This is a genomic window from Bacillus sp. CH30_1T (assembly GCF_008364765.1).
In the GTDB taxonomy this organism is placed as follows: domain Bacteria; phylum Bacillota; class Bacilli; order Bacillales; family Bacillaceae_B; genus Rossellomorea.
In genome coordinates this window covers 669651-687956 of the sequence record NZ_VTUY01000001.1, presented here as the reverse complement: position 1 = coordinate 687956, position 18306 = coordinate 669651, and the positions used below count along the sequence as shown (strand labels likewise).

The window sequence follows — 18306 nt, the reverse complement described above, 5'->3', positions numbered from 1 at the left end:
AGCATGCCGCGGTGAATACGTTCCCGGGCCTTGTACACACCGCCCGTCACACCACGAGAGTTTGTAACACCCGAAGTCGGTGAGGTAACCTTTTGGAGCCAGCCGCCTAAGGTGGGACAGATGATTGGGGTGAAGTCGTAACAAGGTAGCCGTATCGGAAGGTGCGGCTGGATCACCTCCTTTCTAAGGAAGATTTAMYWAAACGTTTGACACGTCGAAGTTTTGTTCAGTTTTGATGGTTTAATAAGGTTTTTTGCGAAAGCAAAATAACCATCCATCAAAACTTTTTGTCTCTTACGAGATSAAAAAGWGTTTGTTCTTTGAAAACTAGATAAAGATAAATTGATAGTCAAGAAATTACCGAGTATCGCCATTTTAGGTTTTAAACCTGATGTAACAACCAATTCGGTTAAGTTATGAAGGGCGCACGGTGGATGCCTTGGCACTAGGAGCCGACGAAGGACGGGACTAACACCGATATGCTTTGGGGAGCTGTAAGTGAGCTTTGATCCAGAGATTTCCGAATGGGGGAACCCATTGTTCGTAATGGAACAATATCCTTACTTGAATACATAGAGTATGGGACTAACACCGATATGCTTTGGGGAGCTGTAAGTGAGCTTTGATCCAGAGATTTCCGAATGGGGGAACCCATTGTTCGTAATGGAACAATATCCTTACTTGAATACATAGAGTATGGAAGGCAGACCCAGGGAACTGAAACATCTAAGTACCTGGAGGAAGAGAAAGCAATTGCGATTCCCTGAGTAGCGGCGAGCGAAACGGGATGTAGCCCAAACCAAGAGGCTTGCCTCTTGGGGTTGTAGGACACTCTATACGGAGTTACAAAGGAATGAAGTAGAYGAAGAAGTCTGGAAAGGCTCGTCAAAGAAGGTAACAACCCTGTAGTTGAAACTTCATTCYCTCTTGAGTGGATCCTGAGTACGGCGGGACACGTGAAATCCCGTCGGAAGCTGGGAGGACCATCTCCCAAGGCTAAATACTCCCTAGTGACCGATAGTGAACCAGTACCGTGAGGGAAAGGTGAAAAGCACCCCGGAAGGGGAGTGAAATAGAACCTGAAACCGTGTGCCTACAAGTAGTCAGAGCCCGTTAACGGGTGATGGCGTGCCTTTTGTAGAATGAACCGGCGAGTTACGATCCCATGCAAGGTTAAGTCGATRAGACGGAGCCGCAGCGAAAGCGAGTCTGAATAGGGCGAATTGAGTATGTGGTCGTAGACCCGAAACCAGGTGATCTACCCATGTCCAGGATGAAGTTCAGGTAACACTGAATGGAGGTCCGAACCCACGCACGTTGAAAAGTGCGGGGATGAGGTGTGGGTAGCGGAGAAATTCCAATCGAACTTGGAGATAGCTGGTTCTCTCCGAAATAGCTTTAGGGCTAGCCTCATGTGTAAGAGTCTTGGAGGTAGAGCACTGTTTGGACTAGGGGCCCTCATCGGGTTACCGAATTCAGACAAACTCCGAATGCCAAAGACTTATCCATGGGAGTCAGACTGCGAGTGATAAGATCCGTAGTCGAAAGGGAAACAGCCCAGACCACCAGCTAAGGTCCCAAAGTATACGTTAAGTGGAAAAGGATGTGGAGTTGCTTAGACAACCAGGATGTTGGCTTAGAAGCAGCCACCATTTAAAGAGTGCGTAATAGCTCACTGGTCGAGTGACTCTGCGCCGAAAATGTACCGGGGCTAAACGTATCACCGAAGCTGTGGATTGACACCTYTAGGTGTCAGTGGTAGGAGAGCGTTCTAAGGACTGCGAAGCTAGACCGTAAGGACTGGTGGAGTGCTTAGAAGTGAGAATGCCGGTATGAGTAGCGAAAGATGGGTGAGAATCCCATCCACCGAATGCCTAAGGTTTCCTGAGGAAGGCTCGTCCGCTCAGGGTTAGTCGGGACCTAAGTCGAGGCCGATAGGCGTAGACGATGGACAACAGGTTGATATTCCTGTACCACCTCTTTTCCGTTTGAGCAATGGGGGGACGCAGGAGGATAGGGTAAGCGCACTGCTGGATATGTGCGTCTAAGCAGTTAGGCTGATGATGAGGCAAATCCCATCATCGYKWAGGCTGAGCTGTGATAGCGAGCGAATTATAGTAGCGAAGTTCCTGATTCCACACTGCCAAGAAAAGCCTCTAGCGAGGAAAAAGGTGCCCGTACCGCAAACCGACACAGGTAGGCGAGGAGAGAATCCTAAGGTGAGCGAGAGAACTCTCGTTAAGGAACTCGGCAAAATGACCCCGTAACTTCGGGAGAAGGGGTGCTCTGGTAGGGTGCAAGCCCGAGAGAGCCGCAGTGAATAGGCCCAGGCGACTGTTTAGCAAAAACACAGGTCTCTGCGAAGCCGTAAGGCGAAGTATAGGGGCTGACGCCTGCCCGGTGCTGGAAGGTTAAGAGGAGTGCTTAGCGCAAGCGAAGGTGCGAATCGAAGCCCCAGTAAACGGCGGCCGTAACTATAACGGTCCTAAGGTAGCGAAATTCCTTGTCGGGTAAGTTCCGACCCGCACGAAAGGCGTAACGATCTGGGCACTGTCTCAACGAGAGACTCGGTGAAATTATAGTACCTGTGAAGATGCAGGTTACCCGCGACAGGACGGAAAGACCCCGTGGAGCTTTACTGTAGCCTGATATTGAATTTTGGTACAGCTTGTACAGGATAGGTAGGAGCCTTGGAAGCCGGAGCGCCAGCTTCGGTGGAGGCATCGGTGGGATACTACCCTGGCTGTATTGAAATTCTAACCCGCGCCCCTTATCGGGGTGGGAGACAGTGTCAGGTGGGCAGTTTGACTGGGGCGGTCGCCTCCTAAAGAGTAACGGAGGCGCCCAAAGGTTCCCTCAGAATGGTTGGAAATCATTCGCAGAGTGTAAAGGCACAAGGGAGCTTGACTGCGAGACCTACAAGTCGAGCAGGGACGAAAGTCGGGCTTAGTGATCCGGTGGTTCCGCATGGAAGGGCCATCGCTCAACGGATAAAAGCTACCCCGGGGATAACAGGCTTATCTCCCCCAAGAGTCCACATCGACGGGGAGGTTTGGCACCTCGATGTCGGCTCATCGCATCCTGGGGCTGTAGTCGGTCCCAAGGGTTGGGCTGTTCGCCCATTAAAGCGGTACGCGAGCTGGGTTCAGAACGTCGTGAGACAGTTCGGTCCCTATCCGTCGTGGGCGCAGGAAATTTGAGAGGAGCTGTCCTTAGTACGAGAGGACCGGGATGGACGCACCGCTGGTGTACCAGTTGTCTTGCCAAAGGCATCGCTGGGTAGCTATGTGCGGAAGGGATAAGTGCTGAAAGCATCTAAGCATGAAGCCCCCCTCGAGATGAGATTTCCCATCACGTATGTGAGTAAGATCCCTAGAAGATGACTAGGTAGATAGGTCAGAGATGGAAGCATGGCGACATGTGGAGTTGACTGATACTAATCGATCGAGGACTTAACCACAAAGAGTCATTTTTNAGGCATCGCTGGGTAGCTATGTGCGGAAGGGATAAGTGCTGAAAGCATCTAAGCATGAAGCCCCCCTCGAGATGAGATTTCCCATCACGTATGTGAGTAAGATCCCTAGAAGATGACTAGGTAGATAGGTCAGAGATGGAAGCATGGCGACATGTGGAGTTGACTGATACTAATCGATCGAGGACTTAACCACAAAGAGTCATTTTTTAAATGAACGATAATTGGTCGGTATTCGGCTTTCTTGACATCAATTCTTTATCTAGTTTTGAAGGAACAACCCTTCAACTGAATAATTCGTCTGGTGACAATGGCGAAGAGGTCACACCCGTTCCCATGCCGAACACGGAAGTTAAGCTCTTCAGCGCCGATGGTAGTTGGGGGATCTCCCCCTGTGAGAGTAGGACGTCGCCAGGCAAATGTGAAGAAAGAGTAGCACTTAGGGGCTGCTCTTTTTTTGTGTGTGGATAGATAAGTGATTTGCATTTTCCTCTACACCCCTGGATGGAATTAGGAGGTGTTTGGATAAAGACGCATAAATGACGCATAAAATGAACAATAGACGCAAAAACCGTCGGAAACGACGCAATCACTATCGATTCAGACGCAATTATTTAAGTCAAAACCAAAGAATCAACGAAATGAAGGGCACTATCAACAAGTTTGAACCTAGAAGTACTAAATTTTCATAGAGTCTAACTATATTTCATTTATTCTCAATTAAAACTTGTAAGAGAAAGCAATTCTACCATTCTTTTAACTGCCAATATCACATCTATCTTTCACAACTTGCCAAGTAACCCCAAATTCCAAAACAAACTAAAAAAACAAATTCATCACAACATCACCCATCCCGATTCACCAAGAAATCCAACCAAGCACATTGTTTTTCATTTGAATAACCTGCACTTATACTATAAATAAGTTCTAAAGGGAGGTTTTTTAAATGACAGAAACCAACATGCGTGAACAGTACAATGAATATATTTCTAAATTTAAGCAGAATGCATCTCAGGAAGTACAAGATAAAATGAGGAAAGCAATCAATGAACTGGAGCTCTCTAATGATGGTAAAGGTCTTCGTATAGGTGAGAAAGCTCCGAACTTTACATTACCTGATGCGACAGGCAAGGAAGTCACATTGGAAGATATGCTGAAGAAGGGTCCAGTCATCCTTACATTTTATCGTGGCGGATGGTGCCCATATTGCAATATGGAGCTGCGTGCATACCAACAGCTAATGGAAGACATTGAATCAGCAGGTGCCGAGCTGGTTGCGGTCAGTCCGCAAACACCGGATGCATCCCTTTCTACAAAAGAGAAGAATGAATTGGATTATTTCGTGTTAAGTGATGAAGGAAATGAAGTGGCAGATGAGTATAAGTTGGTTTACAAACTGCCTCCTTACTTAGTGGATATCTACAAAGACAAAGGTCTGGATCTGGAGAAAGCGAATGACAGTGATTCATGGACGCTCCCTGTTTCAGCAACATATATTATCAAGCAGGACGGAACGATTGCTTACGAATATACGAAAGCCGATTACAAAGATCGTGTGGAACCTTCTGGAGTGGTTGAGAAGTTGAAATCGTTATAATAGCAAAGCACAAGAGGCTTTATGGCTGCGATGACACGCTGCCATAAAGCCGTTTTATGTTTTAATCAGGTCAAAATAGGAAAGACACAAAGTAGGAGTTCAGATTTTCTAGAAATTGTCATCGGAAAATCATTCGCAATTTTTCTTGAAGTGGTTCATATTATGGAATTTTTCTAGTAAAATAGGAACTTAATTTGAGCATACTACAAGTAGTAGTGGAGAGAGGAGCATCACGGTGTTAGACAATAGTTTTGTGATGGTAGCGATTATTTTGATCATCAATGTCGTATACGTATCCTTTTTTACGATTAGAATGATTTTGACGTTAAAGGGTTATCGATATATTGCAGCTTTTGTGAGTACATTTGAAGTAGTGATTTATGTTGTGGGTCTTGGGCTGGTACTGGACAACCTGAATGAGATTCAGAATCTGATCGCTTATGCGGTCGGTTATGGTCTCGGTGTGATTGTCGGGATGAAAATCGAGGAGAAACTGGCTCTTGGGTATATTACAGTGAATGTGATCACGAAGGAGTATGATAAAGCCCTTCCGAATGAACTACGTGCAAGGGGCTACGGGGTGACGAACTGGGAAGCGAATGGACTGGAAGGAAACCGGATGGCCCTGCAGATCCTGACTCCGCGAAAGTATGAGATGAAGCTTTATGATACAATTAAAGAGCTTGACCCAAAGGCATTTATCATTGCGTATGAACCAAAGGCGATTCATGGCGGGTTCTGGGTAAAGGCAGTACGAAATATTCGCAAAGGAAAATTAAAAGAATGAGTAAAAAGAAATTATTATTTGAAGTGCAGGAGAATGAGACGATTACGGATTGTTTAGACCGTATGAAGGAAATGGGTTATATGCCGGTAAGACGGATGGAAAAACCTGTGTTTGAGGAACAAAAAGATGGAACAAAAACAGAGTATGTCCCTATTAAACAGACAATTGTCTTCGAGGGGAAGAAAATCGAAGAGTAAACGCTTCAAATCCGAACATTAATTTTCAGACTTTTATTATCGTTCGATTATTCGTTGACAGAGCCTCTATATCACGTTATGATGGAGACAAATAAACCGAATACCCTCATATAATAATGGGAATATGGCCCATGAGTTTCTACCTGACTACCGTAAATGGTCGGACTATGAGGGAAAGTAGCTGTCTGGATACGAGCTCGTTTGTGGACCCTATCGGATAAAACGGGACCATTCTCTGTAAAATACCCAGATCAATTGCTTTCTCTCAAAAAAGTAGAGAACAATTGATCTGGGTATTTTTTGTTAAAAGGGATTAAGGTAAATTACGGGAGGTGCCTGTTACCATTATGATATCAGTAATCATGGGAAGTACATCGGACTGGGAAACAATGAAGCATGCGTGTGAGGTATTGCAAGAGTTAGAGATTCCATTTGAAAAACGAGTTGTATCGGCTCACAGGACGCCAGATTTTATGTTTGAGTTTGCTGAAGGTGCCAGAAATCGAGGAGTGAAAGTCATTATTGCAGGTGCAGGAGGTGCTGCTCACTTACCTGGAATGGTGGCAGCGAAGACGACATTACCTGTGATAGGGGTTCCGGTACAATCGAAAGCCCTGAATGGGATGGATTCGTTGTTGTCGATCGTGCAGATGCCAGGGGGCGTTCCGGTCGCGACGGTTGCGATTGGGAAGGCTGGAGCTACAAACGCCGGGCTTTTAGCAGCACAAATCCTTTCTATAGAAAATACAGAGTTGGCCGCTACTTTAGAAAATAGAAGAGACGCGTTACGGGAAAAGGTGTTGGAAAGCAGTGATGACCTTGAATAAGAAGACGATTTTACCGGGACAGATGATTGGGATCATTGGTGGAGGACAGCTTGGACGAATGATGGCCCTTGCTGCAAAACAAAATGGCTTTCGAGTGGCAGTTTTAGACCCGGCACCTCAATCACCATGTGCCCAAGTGGCAGATCTTGTGATCACGGCCGGCTTTGACCAGTATGATGCCCTTTATAGATTGGCAGAAGAGTGTGACGTGATCACATATGAATTTGAAAACATCGATTATGAAGCACTTAAATGGTTGTCGGAGCGTGCCTTTTTACCTCAAGGAGCAGAGCTGATCCGCATTACACAGGATCGCATCATGGAAAAGGAAGCCCTAACACTTGCAGGGGTGAAAGTAGCACCGTATGCTGTGATTAAACAACAACAGGATATCTATGATAATATAGAAAAGCTTGGCTATCCAGTGGTTCTGAAAACATCCAGAGGTGGTTATGACGGAAAAGGGCAATATGTGATTCGTGAAGAGAGCGGGGTAGAAGAAGCCGCTGCTTTATTGGAGAACGGGCCTTGTGTGTTAGAGAAATGGATACCTTTTGAAAAAGAGTTATCCGTCATCGTGACACGAAATCCCGATGGACATCAAACCAACTTTCCGGTAGTGGAAAATATTCATGTGGATAATATTTTACATGAAACGATTGCTCCGGCAAGGGTGAGCAAAGAAGTGTCAGATAAAGCGATCGAGATGGCGAAGAGAATAAGTGAGACCCTTGACCTTGTGGGAACGCTCGCGATTGAAATGTTCCTGACGGAGGATGGAGAAATCTTCATTAATGAACTGGCTCCCAGACCTCATAATTCAGGTCATTATTCAATTGAAGCGTGTGACTACTCACAATTCGCCCAACATATCAAAGCTGTTTGTAACTGGCCGCTTGTTCAACCCACCTTATTAAAGAACGCTGTGATGGTTAACCTATTAGGAGAGCATATCGAGCCTATTATGAAGGCTATTCCAAAGCATCCAGACTGGTTTATTCATCTATACGGTAAGGATGTACCGAAGCCGAAACGTAAGATGGGACATGCAACTCTTTTAACAAATGATATTGAAGAGACATTGACAACTATAAACGAAGCTGGTATTTGGAAGGTGCAAGAAAAGATCGGAGGACGACTGGTATGATAGAACGTTATACACGCCCTGAAATGGGAGCAATTTGGACAGAGGAAAATCGTTTTCAAGCATGGCTTGAAGTAGAAATTTTGGCATGTGAAGCTTGGGCTGAAATCGGGGACATTCCGAAAGAGGATGTTGCGAAGATTCGTGAGAATGCCGGATTCAATGTAGATCGTATTAAAGAAATCGAAGAAGAAACGCGACACGATGTTGTAGCTTTTACCAGAGCGGTTTCTGAAACCCTCGGAGAAGAAAGAAAATGGGTTCATTACGGACTGACTTCTACTGACGTGGTGGATACAGCTCTCTCTTATCAATTAAAGCAGGCCAACGACATCATTCTAAAAGACTTAGAGCGATTCGTAGAAATTTTAAAGAACAAAGCAATCGAGCACAAACATACGGTCATGATGGGGCGTACGCATGGAGTTCATGCTGAACCGACTACTTTCGGTTTAAAGCTTGCACTTTGGTATGAAGAGATGAAGCGTAATGTAGAGCGATTCAAAGCAGCGGCAGATGGAGTGGAATTCGGGAAGATTTCCGGTGCCGTTGGAACGTATGCCAATATCGATCCATTTGTAGAGTCATACGTGTGTGAAAAGCTGGGGATCAAGCCGGCGCCCGTTTCTACACAAACCTTACAGCGTGATCGTCATGCTCATTACATGGGGACACTTGCATTGATTGCCACTTCCATCGAGAAGTTTTCTGTTGAGGTTCGCGGTCTTCAGAAGAGTGAAACACGTGAAGTGGAAGAGTTCTTCGCTAAGGGTCAAAAAGGATCATCGGCTATGCCCCATAAGCGTAACCCGATCGGTTCCGAGAATATGACGGGAATGGCGCGTGTAATCAGAGGATACATGCTGACAGCTTATGAGAACGTACCTCTATGGCATGAGCGTGATATCTCTCACTCATCAGCAGAGCGTGTAATCCTTCCGGATGCGACGATTGCTTTAAATTATATGCTGAACCGTTTCGGAAATATCATCAAGAACTTAACGGTATTCCCGGAAAATATGCAGCGCAATATGGATCGTACGCTTGGTTTGATTTACTCACAACGTGTCCTTTTAGCCCTTATCGATAAAGGGATGACGCGTGAAGAAGCTTATGATACGGTTCAGCCGAAAGCAATGGAAGCGTGGGAGAAGCAAGTGGCCTTCCGTTCTCTTATTGAAGAGGATGCAACCATCACGTCCAAGCTTTCGCCGGCTGACATTGATGATTGCTTCGATTATAACTATCACTTGAAGCATGTAGATACGATTTTTGAACGTTGCGGCTTAGTGGAATAAGTCCTTCTGACAAATGAATAAGGCGGGGGTTTTAGCAGAATCCCTTCCTTTTTTTATGAAAATATAGACTGAAGATTGGCAATATTCAGCGATAAGGGGGATTTCATATGGAAAAAGGAACGCTTTTATATGAAGGCAAAGCGAAGCAGATTTTCGCCACACAAGATGAGGAAGTCGTTTGGATTCAGTATAAGAATTCTGCCACTGCTTTTAACGGGGAGAAGAAAGCGGATATCGATGGCAAAGGGGTATTAAATAATAAGATTTCTAGCTTGCTATTTTCAAAGCTTGCTGAAAAAGGTATACAGAGTCACTTTATTAAACAGTTATCGGATGATGAGCAGCTAGTCAAACGTGTACGAATCATCCCACTTGAAGTCGTGGTTCGCAATGTGATTGCGGGAAGTCTGTCAAAACGGCTTGGAAAAGAAGAAGGGACCCCACTTCAAAAGCCTATCATCGAATTCTACTATAAGGATGATGATCTGGGGGATCCGCTTATTACGGATGATCACATTGATTACCTTGAGATTGCTTCTCGGGAAGAACGGGTTGAGATCAGAACAATGGCGCTTGGTGTGAATGAGGTTCTTCAAGGGATTTTCAAAGAAGCAGGAGTCACCCTTGTAGATTTCAAATTAGAGTTTGGGAAAGACCGTAACGGAGCGATTATATTAGGGGATGAAATCTCACCCGACACATGCCGTTTGTGGGACGCAAAAACAAACCAAAAGCTTGATAAAGATGTTTTCAGAAGAGATATAGGCAGTTTAACGGAAGTATACTCAATCATTTTAGAACGCTTAGGAGGAAACAAGCTATGTACAAAGTAAAAGTTTATATCACATTAAGAGAAAGTGTATTAGATCCTCAAGGAAGTGTTGTGAAACAAGCGCTGCATTCAATGGAATTTAAACATGTTGAAGATGTGCGCGTCGGGAAGTATATGGAGTTGACTCTTCCATCAAGTGTTGAAAACATCGAAGCGACAGTTGAAGAAATGTGTCATCGACTACTTGCCAATCCTGTTATCGAGGATTACCGATATGAAATCGAGGAGAGTGTCGCTCAATGAAGTTTGCAGTAATTGTATTCCCAGGCTCTAACTGTGACATTGATATGTACCATGCGATCAAAGACGAAATCGGTGAAGAAGTTGAATATGTTTGGCACGATGCTGACAATCTGGAAAACTATGATGCGATTCTATTACCAGGGGGATTCTCATACGGGGATTACCTTCGTTCAGGAGCGATTGCCCGTTTCTCGAACGTCATGAAAGAGGTCGTGAAAGCGGCAGAGCAAGGTAAGCCAGTTCTGGGTGTATGCAACGGATTTCAGGTTTTACTGGAAACAGGGTTGTTACCTGGGGCCATGCGCCGGAATGATAGCTTGAAGTTCATTTGTAAAACGGTACCGTTAACCGTTGAAAATAATGAAACGATGTTTACGAATGGGTATGAAAAAAATGATGTGATCCAAATTCCGATCGCTCACGGTGAAGGTAATTACTTCTGTGATGAAGAGACCATGATTACACTTAAGGAAAACAATCAAATTGTATTCACATATACGGATGAAAATCCGAACGGAAGCGTTGGAAATATTGCGGGGATCACAAATAAAGCAGGAAATGTGCTTGGGATGATGCCTCACCCTGAGCGTGCCATGGACACTTTATTAGGTAGTGAAGACGGGAAGAAACTATTTCAATCGATTGTGAAACACTGGAGGGAAAAACATGTCGTTAATGCTTGAACCAACTTCAACAAAAGTTAAAGAAGAGCAGCTTTATCGTGAGATGGGTTTAACAGACGAAGAATTTTCAATGGTGGAAAACATCTTAGGAAGAACACCGAACTACACAGAGACCGGTCTTTTCTCTGTTATGTGGTCAGAGCATTGCAGCTATAAAAATTCGAAGCCTGTACTGATGAAGTTTCCAACGACAGGTGAACGGGTTCTTCAAGGACCTGGAGAAGGAGCTGGAATTGTTGATATTGGCGATGATCAAGCAGTGGTGTTCAAAATCGAGAGTCACAATCATCCGTCAGCCATTGAGCCTTTCCAAGGAGCGGCAACGGGTGTCGGGGGTATTATACGAGACGTATTCTCGATGGGGGCAAGACCTATCGCACTCCTCAACTCTTTACGCTTTGGAGAGCTGGATTCTCCTCGTGTTCAGTATCTATTTAAAGAAGTCGTAGCAGGTATTGCCGGGTATGGAAACTGTATCGGGATCCCAACGGTCGGAGGGGAAGTTCAATTCGATGCCTCTTACGAAGGAAACCCTCTTGTAAACGCTATGTGTGTCGGCTTGATCGATCATAAAGATATTAAAAAAGGTCAGGCACATGGTGTCGGCAATACAGTCATGTATGTTGGAGCGAAAACAGGTCGCGATGGAATTCACGGAGCAACTTTCGCATCCGAGGAATTAAATGAAGGATCAGAAGAGAAGCGTCCAGCGGTTCAAGTGGGAGATCCATTCATGGAAAAATTACTTCTTGAAGCGTGTTTGGAACTTGTTCAAAACGATGCTCTTGTGGGAATTCAGGATATGGGAGCAGCTGGTCTTACAAGTTCATCCGCTGAAATGGCAAGTAAAGCAGGATCCGGTATCGAAATGAATCTTGATCTTGTCCCGCAGCGTGAAAGAGGCATGACGGCATATGAAATGATGCTTTCAGAATCCCAGGAGCGTATGCTGATCGTCGTTGAAAAAGGCCGCGAGCAAGAAATCGTTGATCTTTTTTCAAAATATGACTTAGAGGCAGTTTCGATCGGAAAAGTAACAGATGATAAACGTCTTCGTCTTCTTCATAAAGGAGAAGTCGTGGCAGATGTGCCGGTTGATGCACTTGCTGAGGAAGCACCTGTTTATCATAAGCCATCTCAAGAGGCGGCTTACTATAAAGAGTTTCAAGCAATGGAAACTGGGGCTCCAAAAGTAGACGATTATAAAGAAACTCTCAAGGCGCTCTTGCAGCAGCCGACGATTGCGAGTAAAGAATGGGTATACGATCAATATGATCATCAAGTAAGAACGAGTACGGTTGTGAGCCCGGGTTCTGATGCAGCGGTTGTACGGGTACGTGGCACTAGAAAAGCCCTTGCCATGACAACTGATTGTAATTCCCGTTACCTTTACCTGGATCCAGAGGTCGGAGGAAAGATCGCTGTAGCGGAAGCGGCACGTAATATCGTTTGTTCAGGAGCGATTCCACTGGCGATTACGGACTGCTTAAACTTCGGGAGTCCAGAGAAACCGGAAATCTTCTGGCAGATCGAGAAGTCTGTTGACGGGATGAGTGAAGCTTGTCGTGAGCTTTCCACTCCAGTCATCGGTGGGAATGTTTCCCTTTATAACGAATCGATGGGTACTGCCGTTTATCCAACACCGGTCGTAGGAATGGTTGGGTTGATCGAGGACGTTGATCATATTACAACTCAAAGCTTCAAGGAAGCTGGAGATTATATCTTTGTGGTTGGTGAAACCCATGAAGAGTTTGGCGGAAGTGAGCTTCAAAAGCTGACTGAAGGAAAGATCTTCGGTCAGGCACCGAAAATTGACTTAAAAACAGAGCTTCGCCGTCAAATGCAGTTGTTAGAAGCTATCCAAAAAGGGCTTGTGGCATCTGCACATGATATCGCTGAAGGTGGTTTCGCTGTTGCTCTTGCGGAATCGACTTTCGGAACAAAAGGACTAGGGGCAAACGTTCAGGTTTCTGGAGAAAACAAAGTGGCAGATCTTTTCAGTGAAACACAATCACGTTTCATCGTTTCAGTCAAACCTGAAAACAAAGAGGAGTTTGAGAAACTTGTTCCAGATGCGAAGGTAATTGGAAATGTAGCAGATCATGGAACAATCAACGTGTCATCAGAAAATGGAGACGTCATCTTACAAGCATCTGTAGAGGAATTAGAGTCAGCCTGGAAAGGAGCCATCCCATGCCTGCTGAAATCAAAGGTTTAAACGAAGAATGTGGAGTGTTTGGTATTTGGGGACACCCCAATGCTGCACAAATTACGTATTACGGACTTCATAGTTTACAACATAGAGGACAAGAAGGCACTGGAATTGTCGTTTCAGATGGTGAGAAGTTACGTTGCTTAAAAGGGGAAGGTCTTGTAACGGAAGTGTTCCAGGAAGGTACCATCGAGAAACTTGAAGGGGATTCAGCCATCGGTCATGTACGATATGCTACAGCCGGGGGCGGAGGCTATGAAAATGTTCAGCCTCTCCTTTTCAACTCACAAAATGGCAGCCTTGCTCTTGCTCATAATGGAAATCTGGTCAATGCGAACGCCTTGAAGCATCAGCTTGAAGGACAGGGGAGTATTTTTCAAACAAGTTCAGATACAGAAGTGTTAGCTCACTTGATTAAAAGAAGCGGCTATTTCAACTTGAAGGACCGCGTGAAAAATGCGCTGACCATGTTGAAGGGCGCCTATGCATTTGTGGTGATGACGGAAACAGAAATGATGGTGGCTCTGGATCCGCACGGTCTTCGTCCATTATCACTTGGTAAGCTTGGGGATGCTTACTGCGTAGCTTCTGAAACTTGTGCCTTTGATATCGTAGGGGCTGAATTTGTACGGGATATCGAGCCGGGAGAGCTTGTGATCATCAATGATGAGGGATTGACCTCAGAACGGTTTAGTTTTTCAGGTGGGAATGCGATGTGTACGATGGAATACGTATACTTCTCAAGACCAGACAGCAATATTCAAGGGATCAACGTCCATTCCGCCAGAAAAAGAATGGGAATTGAACTCGCGAAAGAAGCACCGATTGAAGCGGATGTTGTAACAGGTGTACCTGACTCCAGTATTTCAAGTGCGATCGGCTATGCAGAAGCGTCAGGAATTCCATACGAATTGGGTCTTATTAAGAACCGTTATGTAGGGCGCACATTTATACAGCCTTCTCAATCTCTGCGTGAGCAAGGGGTGAAGATGAAGCTTTCACCGGTCAGAGGAGTGGTAGAAGGAAAGCGCGTGGTAATGGTAGACGATTCGATCGTTCGTGGAACAACAAGTAGACGAATCGTCAGCATGTTGAAAGAAGCAGGAGCCAAGGAAGTTCATGTGTGCATCAGTTCGCCACCCATCAAAAACCCATGTTTCTATGGCATTGATACATCGACTCATGAAGAGCTGATCGCTTCTTCCAATTCAGTGGAGGAAATGCGTCAGATCATCGGAGCCGACTCCCTGACCTTCTTGAGTACAGACGGTGTGTTAAAAGCAATCGACCGAAATGATTCGTCAGAAAATCGAGGTCAATGCTTGGCTTGCTTTACAGGAAAGTATCCAACGGAAATCTACCCGGATACACTTCATCCACATGAAAAAGAGTTAGTGAAATAGGGGGAATCATGATGGCAAATGCGTATCGTCAAGCAGGAGTAGATATTGAAGCGGGATACGAGTCAGTCGACCGTATTAAAAAGCATGTGAAAAGAACCGCTCGAGAAGGGGTTCTTGGTCAATTAGGCAGTTTTGGCGGAATGTTTGATTTATCTTCTTTGAATTTAAAAGAGCCTGTTCTTGTATCAGGTACAGATGGAGTCGGAACGAAGCTGAAGCTTGCCTTCATGGCAGACAAACACGATACAATCGGGATCGATTGTGTTGCCATGTGTGTGAATGACATTGTTGTTCAGGGAGCGGAACCACTGTATTTCTTAGATTATATAGCGACTGGAAAAGCACTTCCAGAGAAGATAGAAGGTATTGTAAAGGGTATTGCGGACGGATGTGAAATGGCTGGCTGTGCGCTGATCGGTGGGGAAACCGCCGAGATGCCTGGTATGTATTCTGATGAAGAATATGATATCGCTGGCTTTGCAGTAGGCGCTTGTGAAAAAAAAGAGGTCATCACAGGCGAAAAAATTTCTGAAGGAAATGTGTTAGTCGGACTGGGTTCAAGTGGTATACACAGTAATGGGTACTCTTTAGTACGAAAAGTATTCTTCGAAGATCAGTCGTTCTCTTTGGAAGAATCATTACCAGAAGTCGGGACCACACTAAAAGAAGCGTTACTTACACCAACCAAGATCTACGTGAAACCAGTATTAGCGGCACTGAAACAATTCTCCATCAAGGGTATGTCCCATATTACAGGCGGTGGCTTCATTGAAAATATCCCGCGGATGCTGCCGGATCATTTGCAAGCGGACATTACGGAAGGCAGCTGGGATATCCCAAGCATTTTCACGGCCCTTGAACACTATGGGGAAATTCCCCGCAGCGAAATGTACAACATTTTTAACATGGGAATTGGATTTGTATTAGCGGTTGAGGAAAAGGAAGCAGAAGACATTCTTCAATTCTTCAACGGACAAGGAGAAGAAGCCTTTATCATCGGACGTGTGACCTCTGGAAATGGAGTACGTTTCGTTCGTTGAAATGAAGGATGAGTAAGTCAATATCGGGGGCGAGTCATGAGACAAATTGCCATTTTTGCATCAGGAAGCGGAAGTAATTTTCAAGCATTGGTAGATGCTGTTCAAGGTGGAACACTGAAAGCGAATATTAAACTTCTTGTCTGTGACCAGCCGGGAGCGTTCGTGATTCACCGTGCTCAATCAGCAGGGATTCCGACTTTCGTCTTCCGTGCAAAAGATTACGAAAACAAGCAGGCATTTGAACAGGAAATCCTAAATGAACTGGCTCATTTGGGTGTTGATTTTATTGTATTAGCAGGATATATGAGGTTGATCGGGCCCACTTTATTGGAAAGCTTCGGAGGACGGATCGTGAATATTCATCCTTCCCTTCTTCCTTCCTTTCCAGGAAAAGATGCTATCGGTCAAGCCATAGAGGGTGGAGTGAAGATCACCGGTGTCACCATTCACTATGTAGACGCCGGGATGGATACAGGAGAGATCATCGCACAGGAAATCGTCCGGGTCACAACAGGCGAAACCAAACAATCACTCCAGGACAAAATCCAGCACGTCGAACACCACCTGTATCCAACCACCCTCAACCACCTCTTTCTTACCACAGGCCACTAGGCAACGGAAGACTACTTTATTGTGGTAGTTCGGTAAAGTGGTGAGGGACGGACCTTGGGTTTGGATTCAAATTTTAAGTAATGGGTGGAGCAGTGAAGCTTGGGCATACGGTAAAATCTGGGTTCGGTATTCACAATTTGGCACAACAAAAGCGTAAAGTGGCACAAGATTGCTCGAAAGTGGCACAACAAAAGCGTAAAGTGGCACAAGTTTGTCCAAAAAGTGGCACAACACTCACCTAAACGGGTGCAATGAATAAACAAAACAGCCCAGATACACGTTTCATAAACCACACTCTGCCTTTCCACCCATAAATTTTATGAAAAACCGCAAATCCATTTCAAATTCAACCAAATAATGAAATAAAATCAGCATTACAGCAGGCAGAGGAGGATCAGACATTGAAAAAGAGAGCATTAATCAGTGTTTCAGATAAAAGCGGAGTAATCGAATTTGCTAAAGAATTAAAGTCACTTGGGTACGAAATCATTTCGACAGGTGGAACAAAGAAGCTTCTTCTGGAAAGTGACGTTGAAGTGATGGGAGTAGAAGAAGTAACAGGTTTCCCGGAAATATTAGAGGGACGCGTTAAAACACTTCACCCCAATATCCACGGTGGACTCCTCGCGAAACGAGATGAAGAAAGCCATCGCCAGCAGCTTCAGGAACAAGGAATTGAAGGAATCGACCTGGTATGTGTCAACCTTTATCCTTTTCAACATACCATCGCTAAACCGAATGTCGGCGTAGAAGCAGCGATTGAGAATATCGATATCGGCGGTCCGACGATGCTGAGGGCAGCAGCGAAAAATCATCAGTATGTTACTGTGGTAGTCGATGCGCTTGACTACGATGAAGTCATTGAGGAGTTAAAGCTCCAAGGGGAATTATCGTTAGAAAAACGCCGTAAGCTGGCGGCTAAGGTGTTCCGTCATACGGCAGCCTATGATGCATATATCGCTGAGTACATGACAGACATTTCAGGTGAAGAAAACCCAGAGCGTTTTACAAGAACGTACGAGTTAAAACAAACACTGCGCTATGGGGAAAACCCTCATCAACAAGCTTCTTTCTACCGTGCACCACTTGGGTCTGAATTCTCTGTAGCCATGGCAAGACAGCTTCACGGAAAAGAGCTCTCTTATAATAATATCAATGACGCAAATGCGGCTCTTCAAATTGTGAAAGAGTTTACTGAACCAGCTGCTGTAGCAGTCAAGCATATGAATCCATGTGGTGTTGGAGTAGGTACTACGATTAATGAAGCTTTTTCTAAAGCCTATGAAGCCGATTCTACATCTATTTTTGGTGGAATCGTGGCTCTGAACCGTATTGTGGATGAAGAGACAGCCAAACAGCTTCATGAAATCTTCTTGGAGATCGTCATCGCTCCTGCTTTTAGCGATGAAGCATTTGAGATTCTTACAAGCAAGAAGAATATCCGTTTATTGACTGTTCCATTTGAATCCACAAACAAAATTGAACGTAAATTAACAACCGTTGAAGGTGGATTGCTTGTTCAGGCAGATGATACATTTACCCTCGATGATGCAGATCTGAGAGTGGTAACCAAACGTGAGCCGACAGAAGAAGAGTGGGCAAGTATGAAACTGGGTTGGAAAGTTGTGAAGCATGTGAAATCCAATGCAATCGTTGTAACGGATGCTCATATGACGGTTGGAGTAGGGGCAGGACAAATGAACCGAGTAGGTGCTGCAAACATAGCCCTCGAGCAGGCAGGGGAAAAAGCAAAAGGGGCAGCGATGGCTTCCGATGCATTCTTCCCAATGGATGACACCGTAGAGGCAGCAGCCAAAGCAGGCGTAACAGCCATCATCCAGCCAGGAGGCTCCATCCGGGACGAAGACTCCATCAAAAAAGCCGAACAACACGGCATCACCATGGTCTTCACCGGAATCCGCCACTTCAAACATTAATGTGAGGGACGGACCTTCAATC

The 18306-nt window shown here is 45.1% G+C and carries 15 protein-coding genes, 3 rRNA genes and 1 riboswitch; all 18 genes read left to right on the top strand.

Annotated elements, in window-relative coordinates; genetic code table 11:
* Nucleotides 1-183, top strand: a 16S ribosomal RNA gene (locus F0342_RS03155); the annotation flags it as partial.
* 224 nt (nucleotides 184-407) lie between these two features.
* A 23S ribosomal RNA gene (locus F0342_RS03150) occupies nucleotides 408-3460 on the top strand.
* A gap of 312 nt (nucleotides 3461-3772) precedes the next feature.
* Nucleotides 3773-3889: ribosomal RNA gene (rrf, locus tag F0342_RS03145) — 5S ribosomal RNA — on the top strand.
* 529 nt (nucleotides 3890-4418) lie between these two features.
* Nucleotides 4419-5069 carry a peroxiredoxin-like family protein gene (locus F0342_RS03140; RefSeq protein WP_149154571.1) on the top strand — a complete coding sequence of 217 codons (651 nt, stop codon included), beginning with the start codon at nucleotides 4419-4421 and terminating at the stop codon, nucleotides 5067-5069.
* A 256-nt stretch (nucleotides 5070-5325) separates the two neighbouring features.
* Nucleotides 5326-5856, top strand: a complete 531-nt coding sequence (locus F0342_RS03135; RefSeq protein WP_179886626.1) for a DUF2179 domain-containing protein — start codon at nucleotides 5326-5328, stop codon at nucleotides 5854-5856.
* Nucleotides 5853-6053: an NETI motif-containing protein gene (locus tag F0342_RS03130; RefSeq protein ID WP_149154570.1), complete on the top strand. Its 201-nt coding sequence runs from the start codon at nucleotides 5853-5855 to the stop codon at nucleotides 6051-6053. The genes F0342_RS03135 and F0342_RS03130 overlap by 4 nt, the downstream gene beginning before the upstream one ends.
* 86 nt (nucleotides 6054-6139) lie before the next feature.
* Nucleotides 6140-6241, top strand: a riboswitch (purine riboswitch).
* A 159-nt stretch (nucleotides 6242-6400) separates the two neighbouring features.
* Nucleotides 6401-6880: a 5-(carboxyamino)imidazole ribonucleotide mutase gene (gene purE / locus F0342_RS03125; protein ID WP_149154569.1), complete on the top strand. Its 480-nt coding sequence runs from the start codon at nucleotides 6401-6403 to the stop codon at nucleotides 6878-6880.
* Nucleotides 6867-8027, top strand: a complete 1161-nt coding sequence (purK, locus tag F0342_RS03120; protein WP_188048376.1) for a 5-(carboxyamino)imidazole ribonucleotide synthase — start codon at nucleotides 6867-6869, stop codon at nucleotides 8025-8027. The genes purE and purK overlap by 14 nt, the downstream gene beginning before the upstream one ends.
* The gene (purB, locus tag F0342_RS03115) at nucleotides 8024-9322 is read left to right on the top strand and encodes an adenylosuccinate lyase (protein WP_113968481.1); all 1299 of its coding nucleotides are present in this window, start codon (nucleotides 8024-8026) and stop codon (nucleotides 9320-9322) included. The genes purK and purB overlap by 4 nt, the downstream gene beginning before the upstream one ends.
* A gap of 107 nt (nucleotides 9323-9429) precedes the next feature.
* Nucleotides 9430-10155 (top strand): phosphoribosylaminoimidazolesuccinocarboxamide synthase, encoded by a 726-nt coding sequence (gene purC, locus F0342_RS03110; RefSeq protein ID WP_149154567.1) that lies wholly within the window; start codon nucleotides 9430-9432, stop codon nucleotides 10153-10155.
* Nucleotides 10143-10397 carry a phosphoribosylformylglycinamidine synthase subunit PurS gene (gene purS / locus F0342_RS03105; RefSeq protein ID WP_149154566.1) on the top strand — a complete coding sequence of 85 codons (255 nt, stop codon included), beginning with the start codon at nucleotides 10143-10145 and terminating at the stop codon, nucleotides 10395-10397. The genes purC and purS overlap by 13 nt, the downstream gene beginning before the upstream one ends.
* Nucleotides 10394-11080 (top strand): phosphoribosylformylglycinamidine synthase subunit PurQ, encoded by a 687-nt coding sequence (gene purQ / locus F0342_RS03100; RefSeq protein WP_149154565.1) that lies wholly within the window; start codon nucleotides 10394-10396, stop codon nucleotides 11078-11080. Before purS ends, purQ begins: the two co-directional genes overlap by 4 nt.
* The gene (purL, locus tag F0342_RS03095; protein WP_149154564.1) at nucleotides 11064-13298 is read left to right on the top strand and encodes a phosphoribosylformylglycinamidine synthase subunit PurL; all 2235 of its coding nucleotides are present in this window, start codon (nucleotides 11064-11066) and stop codon (nucleotides 13296-13298) included. The genes purQ and purL overlap by 17 nt, the downstream gene beginning before the upstream one ends.
* Nucleotides 13274-14695, top strand: a complete 1422-nt coding sequence (gene purF, locus F0342_RS03090) for an amidophosphoribosyltransferase (RefSeq protein ID WP_149154563.1) — start codon at nucleotides 13274-13276, stop codon at nucleotides 14693-14695. Before purL ends, purF begins: the two co-directional genes overlap by 25 nt.
* 11 nt (nucleotides 14696-14706) lie before the next feature.
* On the top strand, nucleotides 14707-15735 hold the full coding sequence (gene purM, locus F0342_RS03085) for a phosphoribosylformylglycinamidine cyclo-ligase (protein ID WP_149154562.1): 1029 nt from the start codon (nucleotides 14707-14709) through the stop codon (nucleotides 15733-15735).
* 36 nt (nucleotides 15736-15771) lie between these two features.
* Nucleotides 15772-16347, top strand: coding sequence for a phosphoribosylglycinamide formyltransferase (purN, locus tag F0342_RS03080; RefSeq protein WP_149154561.1), 576 nt, complete (start codon nucleotides 15772-15774; stop codon nucleotides 16345-16347).
* A gap of 80 nt (nucleotides 16348-16427) precedes the next feature.
* Nucleotides 16428-16589, top strand: a complete 162-nt coding sequence (locus F0342_RS24660; protein ID WP_188048375.1) for a hypothetical protein — start codon at nucleotides 16428-16430, stop codon at nucleotides 16587-16589.
* Nucleotides 16590-16748: 159 nt separating this feature from the next.
* On the top strand, nucleotides 16749-18284 hold the full coding sequence (gene purH, locus F0342_RS03075) for a bifunctional phosphoribosylaminoimidazolecarboxamide formyltransferase/IMP cyclohydrolase (protein WP_149154560.1): 1536 nt from the start codon (nucleotides 16749-16751) through the stop codon (nucleotides 18282-18284).
* Nucleotides 18285-18306: the final 22 nt, after the last annotated feature.

Excerpts from the sequence above, each read along its gene's own strand:
- F0342_RS03140 (WP_149154571.1), top strand. The coding sequence starts at position 4,419 with ATGACAGAAACCAACATGCGTGAACAGTACAATGAATATATTTCTAAA.
- F0342_RS03135 (WP_179886626.1), top strand. The coding sequence starts at position 5,326 with ATGGTAGCGATTATTTTGATCATCAATGTCGTATACGTATCCTTTTTT.
- F0342_RS03130 (WP_149154570.1), top strand. The coding sequence starts at position 5,853 with ATGAGTAAAAAGAAATTATTATTTGAAGTGCAGGAGAATGAGACGATT.
- purE (WP_149154569.1), top strand. The coding sequence starts at position 6,401 with ATGATATCAGTAATCATGGGAAGTACATCGGACTGGGAAACAATGAAG.
- purK (WP_188048376.1), top strand. The coding sequence starts at position 6,867 with ATGACCTTGAATAAGAAGACGATTTTACCGGGACAGATGATTGGGATC.
- purB (WP_113968481.1), top strand. The coding sequence starts at position 8,024 with ATGATAGAACGTTATACACGCCCTGAAATGGGAGCAATTTGGACAGAG.
- purC (WP_149154567.1), top strand. The coding sequence starts at position 9,430 with ATGGAAAAAGGAACGCTTTTATATGAAGGCAAAGCGAAGCAGATTTTC.
- purS (WP_149154566.1), top strand. The coding sequence starts at position 10,143 with ATGTACAAAGTAAAAGTTTATATCACATTAAGAGAAAGTGTATTAGAT.
- purQ (WP_149154565.1), top strand. The coding sequence starts at position 10,394 with ATGAAGTTTGCAGTAATTGTATTCCCAGGCTCTAACTGTGACATTGAT.
- purL (WP_149154564.1), top strand. The coding sequence starts at position 11,064 with ATGTCGTTAATGCTTGAACCAACTTCAACAAAAGTTAAAGAAGAGCAG.
- purF (WP_149154563.1), top strand. The coding sequence starts at position 13,274 with ATGCCTGCTGAAATCAAAGGTTTAAACGAAGAATGTGGAGTGTTTGGT.
- purM (WP_149154562.1), top strand. The coding sequence starts at position 14,707 with ATGGCAAATGCGTATCGTCAAGCAGGAGTAGATATTGAAGCGGGATAC.
- purN (WP_149154561.1), top strand. The coding sequence starts at position 15,772 with ATGAGACAAATTGCCATTTTTGCATCAGGAAGCGGAAGTAATTTTCAA.
- F0342_RS24660 (WP_188048375.1), top strand. The coding sequence starts at position 16,428 with ATGGGTGGAGCAGTGAAGCTTGGGCATACGGTAAAATCTGGGTTCGGT.